The 6,737-nt window shown below is 59.8% G+C and carries 6 protein-coding genes; 5 read left to right on the forward strand and 1 reads right to left on the reverse strand.

The annotated features are described in order from the left end of the window. Nucleotides 1–14 precede the first annotated feature (14 nt). The 4 genes from puuD (at nt 15) to ABLV30_RS02250 (ending at nt 4,489) form a co-directional block, all read left to right on the forward strand. Entirely contained in the window at nt 15–809 is a 795-nt protein-coding gene (gene puuD, locus ABLV30_RS02235; RefSeq protein WP_265802118.1) for a gamma-glutamyl-gamma-aminobutyrate hydrolase, read from the forward strand. A 108-nt stretch (nt 810–917) separates the two neighbouring features. After that, nucleotides 918–1,475: an HTH-type transcriptional regulator PuuR gene (gene puuR / locus ABLV30_RS02240; RefSeq protein ID WP_265802120.1), complete on the forward strand. Its 558-nt coding sequence runs from the start codon at nt 918–920 to the stop codon at nt 1,473–1,475. 243 nt (nt 1,476–1,718) lie between these two features. Further along, nucleotides 1,719–3,206, forward strand: a complete 1,488-nt coding sequence (puuC, locus tag ABLV30_RS02245; protein ID WP_032719712.1) for an aldehyde dehydrogenase PuuC — start codon at nt 1,719–1,721, stop codon at nt 3,204–3,206. Between the two features lie 2 nt (nt 3,207–3,208). Beyond that, entirely contained in the window at nt 3,209–4,489 is a 1,281-nt protein-coding gene (locus ABLV30_RS02250; RefSeq protein ID WP_014228788.1) for an FAD-binding oxidoreductase, read from the forward strand. Between the two features lie 29 nt (nt 4,490–4,518). Here ABLV30_RS02250 and ABLV30_RS02255 read toward each other — a convergent pair whose 3' ends face one another. Next, nucleotides 4,519–5,466, reverse strand: a complete 948-nt coding sequence (locus ABLV30_RS02255; protein ID WP_162097164.1) for a LysR substrate-binding domain-containing protein — start codon at nt 5,464–5,466, stop codon at nt 4,519–4,521. Between the two features lie 82 nt (nt 5,467–5,548). Here ABLV30_RS02255 and ABLV30_RS02260 point away from each other — a divergent pair, with 82 nt between their 5' ends. After that, nucleotides 5,549–6,640: a tartrate dehydrogenase gene (locus ABLV30_RS02260; RefSeq protein WP_014838053.1), complete on the forward strand. Its 1,092-nt coding sequence runs from the start codon at nt 5,549–5,551 to the stop codon at nt 6,638–6,640. Nucleotides 6,641–6,737: the final 97 nt, after the last annotated feature.

Raw genomic sequence — 6,737 nt, forward strand, 5'->3', positions numbered from 1 at the left:
TCATGGAAAATATAATGTACAAGCCAGTTATTGGCGTAGTGATGTGTCGAAACAGGCTTAAGGGTCACCAGACCCAGACTCTGCAAGAGAAGTACCTGAACGCGATTGTGAACGCCGGCGGCGTGCCGATTGCCCTGCCGCACGCGCTGGCCGAGCCGGAACTGCTTTCTGCGCTACTGCCGAAACTGGACGGCATTTATCTGCCCGGCAGCCCGAGCAACGTACAGCCGCACCTCTATGGTGAAAACGGCGATGAGCCTGACGCCGATCCCGGGCGTGATCTTCTGAGCATGGCGCTGATCGACGCCGCGCTCGAAAGGCGCATCCCCATTTTCGCCATCTGCCGTGGACTACAGGAACTGGTTGTCGCCACCGGCGGGACTCTGTATCGTCGTCTGTTCGAGCAGCCTGAGCTTCTTGAACACCGCGAAGACCCCGAACTTCCCGTCGAGCAGCAATATGCGCCCTCGCATGAAGTTCAGGTTCAGCAAGGAGGATTACTTTCTCAGTTAATACCGGGCTGCAACACGTTTTGGGTAAACTCGTTACACGGGCAGGGAGCAAAAACGACGGGTCCACGGCTGCGCGTGGAGGCGCGTTCTCCGGACGGGCTGGTGGAAGCGGTCAGCGTTAACGACCACCCTTTCGCCCTCGGCGTGCAGTGGCATCCTGAATGGAACAGTAGCGAATACGCCCTGTCGCGAATGTTGTTTGAAGGTTTTATCACCGCCTGTCAGAGCTATAGCCTAAATAATTCGAGTTGCAGGAAGGCGGCAAGTGAGGGAATCCCCAGGAGCTTACTGGAGTAAGTGACTGGGGTGAGCGAGCAAAGCCAACGCACAAGCAACTTGAAGTATGACGGGTATATGTTGCTGAAAAACAGCGACTCTGACCACTACCGTTAAGGAAATGCAAATATGAGCGATGACGGACTGGCGCCAGGGAAACGTCTGTCAGAGATCCGCCAACAGCTGGGTCTCTCACAGCGTCGTGCCGCCGAACTGTCTGGGTTAACACATAGTGCCATCAGCACCATAGAGCAGGACAAAGTCAGTCCTGCGATCAGTACGCTGCAAAAGCTGCTGAAAGTCTACGGGCTGTCGCTCTCGGAATTCTTTTCTGAACCAGAAAAACCGGCTGAACCGCAGGTGGTTATCAATCAGGACGATCTGATTGACATCGGCAGTCAGGGGGTGTCGATGAAGCTGGTTCATAATGGTAATCCGAACCGCACGCTGGCGATGATTTTTGAAACGTACCAGCCTGGAACCACAACCGGGGAGAGGATCAAGCATCAGGGTGAGGAGATAGGCACCATACTGGAAGGTGAAGTCGTGCTGACCATTAACGGTCAGGCGTATCATCTGGTGGCTGGGCAAAGCTATGCCATTAACACCGGCATACCGCATAGCTTCAGCAACACCTCGGCGGGTATCTGCCGAATTATCAGCGCCCATACCCCCACCACATTCTGATTTTTTAGCCTGAGGTTTTCTCAGGCTTTCTTCAGGCCTGCGCCGCCGGAGGCTAACTCCGGCGGCGCGAAGATAACGCAGTTCACCTTACGCAATGCGGAAAGACTTATTCCGCTGGCCCCGGATAATTAACGCCTGTTAATGGGCAATTTAAACGGTACTCAACCCCGGGGACGCCCTGCGCCCTGAGGGTCTGAAATCACCACTTTTTTATTTTTCCGATTATGTCATTAAGGAGTCATGATGGATTTTCACAACCTGGCTTACTGGCAAGAAAAAGCAAAAAATATCGCGATTGAAACGCGGCTATTTATTAACGGCGAATACAGCGCCGCCGCCGATAATAGCGTGTTCGCCACCGTCGACCCTACCGCCCAGCAGACGCTTGCCGAGGTCGCGCGCGGCAAAAAGGCCGACGTCGATCGCGCGGTCCAGGCCGCCCGCGGCGTCTTCGATCGCGGCGACTGGTCGCAGGCCTCCCCTGCCCAGCGCAAAGCGGTGCTGCATAAATTCGCCGACCTGATGGAAGCCCATCGCGAAGAGCTGGCGCTGCTGGAAACCCTCGACACCGGTAAACCGATTCGCCACAGCCTGCGCGACGATGTCCCCGGCGCCGCCCGCGCGATCCGCTGGTACGCCGAAGCCATCGATAAAGTGTACGGCGAAGTCGCCCCCACCGGCGGCAACGAACTGGCTATGATCGTCCGCGAACCGATTGGCGTGATTGCGGCGGTGGTGCCGTGGAATTTTCCGCTGCTGCTGGCCTGCTGGAAGCTTGGCCCGGCGCTGGCGTCCGGCAACAGCGTGGTGCTTAAGCCGTCGGAAAAATCCCCGCTTACCGCTCTGCGCCTGGCGGGCCTGGCGAAACAGGCCGGGCTGCCGGACGGCGTATTCAACGTGGTGAGCGGTTTCGGCCATGAAGCAGGTCAGGCGCTGGCGCAGCATCATGACGTTGAAGTCATCACCTTTACCGGCTCCACCCGCACCGGTAAACAGCTGCTGAAAGACGCGGGCGACAGCAATATGAAGCGCGTCTGGCTGGAGGCGGGCGGTAAAAGCGCCAATATCGTCTTTGCCGACTGCCCGGACCTGCAAAAAGCGGTTAACGCCACCGCCGGCGGTATTTTCTACAATCAGGGCCAGGTCTGTATCGCCGGTACCCGTCTGCTGCTTGAGGAGAGCATCGCCGACCGCTTTCTCGACCTGCTAAAAGAGCAGGCAAAGGGCTGGCAGCCTGGCAATCCGCTCGACCCGAATACCACCATGGGCATGCTGATCGACAACAGCCACGCCGATAGCGTCCACAGCTTTATTCGCGCCGGCGAAGCGCACAGCACGCTGCTGCTGGATGGACGTAAAAATCCGTGGCCCGCAGCGGTCGGCCCGACCATCTTCGTCGACGTCGACCCCGCCTCCGCCCTCAGCCAGGAGGAGATCTTCGGCCCGGTGCTGGTGGTGACCCGCTTTAAAACCGAAGAGCAGGCGCTGGCGCTTGCCAACGACAGCCGCTACGGCCTCGGCGCGGCGGTCTGGACCCGAGATCTCTCGCGCGCTCACCGCGTCAGCCGCCGTCTGAAAGCCGGCTCCGTCTTTGTGAACAACTACAACGATGGCGATATGACCGTGCCCTTCGGCGGCTATAAGCAGAGCGGCAACGGACGCGATAAGTCCCTGCACGCGCTGGAAAAATTCACTGAACTGAAAACTATCTGGATTGCCCTGGAGTCTTAATCATGAGCGAACATACCACCAGCTATTACGCCGCCAGCGCCAACCGCTATGAGCCGTTCCCGACGCTGGACGAATCGATCGGCTGCGACGTCTGCGTCGTCGGCGGCGGCTATACCGGCCTCTCTTCGGCGCTGCATCTGGCCGAAATGGGCTACGATGTGGTGCTGCTGGAAGGCGCGCGCATCGGCTTCGGCGCCAGCGGACGCAACGGCGGCCAGCTAGTCAACTCCTATAGCCGCGATATCGACGTTATCGAAAAAACCTACGGCCCGGATGCCGCGAAAATGCTCGGCAGCATGATGTTTGAAGGCGGCGACATTATTCGCGAACGTATCCAGCGCTATCAGATTGCCTGCGACTATCGCCCCGGCGGGCTGTTTGTCGCGCTGAATCATAAACAGCTGGAGACCCTGGAAGAGCAGAAAGCGAACTGGGAGCGCTACGGCAATACCCAGCTGGAGCTGCTGGATGCCAGCGCCATTCGTCGCGAAGTGGACAGCGATCGCTACGCCGGCGCGCTGCTGGACCACAGCGGCGGTCATATCCATCCGCTCAATCTGGCGATTGGCGAAGCGGACGCCATTCGGCTCAACGGCGGCCGGGTTTACGAACAATCACCGGTCACCGGCATTCAGCACAGCAGCCCGGCGGTGGTGACCACCGCGCGCGGACAGGTCACCGCCCGCTACGTGATCGTCGCCGGTAACGCCTATCTCGGTGATAAGCTCGAGCCGGAGCTGGCGAAACGCAGTATGCCGTGCGGCACCCAGGTGGTCACCACCGCGCCGCTGTCTGAGGATCTGGCGCGCTCGCTGATCCCGAAAAACTACTGCGTAGAAGATTGTAACTATCTGCTGGATTACTACCGCCTGACCGCCGACAACCGTCTGCTGTACGGCGGTGGCGTGGTGTACGGCGCGCGGGATCCGGACGACGTTGAGCGGCTGATTATGCCGAAGCTGCTGAAAACCTTCCCGCAGCTACAGGGGGTGAAAATCGACTACCGCTGGACCGGCAACTTCCTGCTGACCCTCTCGCGAATGCCGCAGTTTGGCCGCCTCGATAACAATATCTATTATATGCAGGGCTACAGCGGCCACGGGGTCACCTGTACCCACCTCGCCGGACGGCTGATTTCGGAGCTGCTGCGCGGGGACGCCGAACGTTTCGACGCCTTCGCCAGGCTGCCGCACTATCCGTTCCCCGGCGGGCGCAGCCTGCGTATTCCGTTTACCGCCATGGGCGCGGCTTACTACAGCCTGCGCGATCGGCTCGGCGTGTAATCCCCTCGGCCGACGGCGCCGGCCGTCGGCTATTTTTTCTCGCCGTTGCGCGGCGGAAATCGCTGCTGGAAGTAGTGGCGCAAAAACTCCACGGTGGTACGAATTTTGGCCGAGGTCGCCAGCCGCGACACGTATACCGCCCAGATATTGGCGGGCTGATAGTACTCCGGCAGCAGCTGCACCAGATTGCCGCTGGCGATATTTTCCCTGACGTCCCACCACGAGCGCAGCGCAATCCCCTGCCCCTCCAGGCACCACTGATGGACGATTTCACCGTGGTTAGACGACAGCGGTCCGGTCACCTTGATGGCGTGCTCCCCCTCTTTATCATCGCGCAGCTGCCAGACGCCAAAGGGCCGGTCGCGCTCTTTGATCACCAGACAGGGCAGCGCGGCGAGATCGCTGAGCTGTTTCGGCCGGGGATAGCGGGCGACAAACGCCGGCGAGGCGCAGAGGATGCGGTGATTGCTGGCAAGCTGGCGGGCTATCAGATTGGGCGCGATATCGTCGCCGACGCGAATATCCAGATCGACCCCTTCATTGGCCAAATCCACCAGCCGGTCGGCGACGTCAAAACGGATCTCCAGCTGCGGGTAGCGACGGGCCAGCTCGGAGAGCGCCGGCGCGACTACCCGCCGGCCAAAGCCAAAGCTGCTGATAATCCGCAGCGTCCCCTGCGGCACCTGCCGCACATCGGAGAGCTCATCCATCATCTGGTCGACATCCTGCAAAATGCGTAGTCCCCATTCGTAGATGCGCTCGCCCTCTTCGGTGATAGCCACGCGCCGGGTGGTACGGTGCAGCAGCTGGACGTTGAGCGTTTGCTCCAGCAGCGACACGCGCTTGCTGACGAAAGCCGGCGAGACGCCGAGCTCTTCCGCGGCGGCGGCAAAACCGGCGCGGCGGGCAACCAGCATAAAGACGCGTAAATCGTTCAGCAGCGGCAGATTATTCATGATTCGTGTTTTATGTTTCACCAGTTAACGGGATTAATTATGAATCAGTCAATTATAGGATAGCGGTGAAGTCAATTTTCCTTACCTCAAACTGAGAATAACGATGAATAAAACCTTACGTATTGCCGCCATCCCCGGCGATGGCATCGGTAAAGAAGTGCTGCCGGAAGGCGTCCGCGTACTGCAGGCCGCCGCCGAACGCTGGGGGCTGGCGTTAAGCTTCGAGCACTTTGAGTGGGCCAGCTGCGACTATTACGCGCAGCACGGCGCCATGATGCCCGACGACTGGCGCGCGCAGCTGCAAACGTTTGATGCGATCTACTTCGGCGCGGTCGGCTGGCCGGATATCGTGCCGGACCACATTTCACTGTGGGGCTCGCTGCTGAAGTTCCGCCGCGAGTTCGACCAGTACGTCAACCTGCGTCCGGTGCGCCTGTTCCCCGGCGTCCCCTGCCCGCTGGCGGGTAAACAGCCCGGCGATATCGATTTCTACGTGGTGCGTGAAAACACCGAAGGGGAATATTCCGCCCTCGGCGGCCATGTGAATCCGGGGACTGAACATGAAGTGGTGATTCAGGAGTCGGTATTTACCCGTCGCGGCGTTGACCGGATCCTGCGCTACGCCTTCGAGCTGGCGCAGAGCCGACCGCGCAAAACCCTGACCTCGGCGACCAAATCCAACGGTCTGGCCATCAGCATGCCCTTCTGGGACCAGCGCGTCGAAGCGATGGCGCAGCACTACCCGGAGGTGAAATGGGATAAGCAGCACATTGATATTCTGTGCGCCCGCTTCGTGCTGCAGCCGGAACGTTTTGACGTGGTGGTCGGCTCCAATTTGTTCGGCGATATCCTCTCCGATCTCGGCCCGGCCTGTACCGGCACCATCGGCATTGCCCCGTCGGCAAACCTCAATCCGGATCGCACCTTTCCGTCGCTGTTTGAAGCGGTACACGGTTCGGCGCCGGATATTTACGGCAAAAATATCGCCAACCCGATTGCCACCATCTGGGCCGGCGCGATGATGCTCGACTTCCTCGGCAACGGGGACGCGCGCTACCAGGCCGCCCACGACGGCATTCTGGCGGCGATTGAGCAGACCATCGCCAGCGGACCGAAGACGCCGGATATGCAAGGCAGCGCCTCCACCCAGCAGGTGGGCGAAGCGATTTGTCGGGCGATTGTTGAACAAAAGTAGCCCGGACAGGCGCGTAAGCGCCGCCTCCGGGAAAGTGTGCAAGGGTTCCGTTCACTATTATCCCGCAGAAAATGTCTCACCGTGGTAGGTGAACGGG

Source organism: Klebsiella sp. CN_Kp113, assembly GCF_040064585.1.
Classification (GTDB): Bacteria; Pseudomonadota; Gammaproteobacteria; order Enterobacterales; family Enterobacteriaceae; genus Klebsiella; species Klebsiella michiganensis.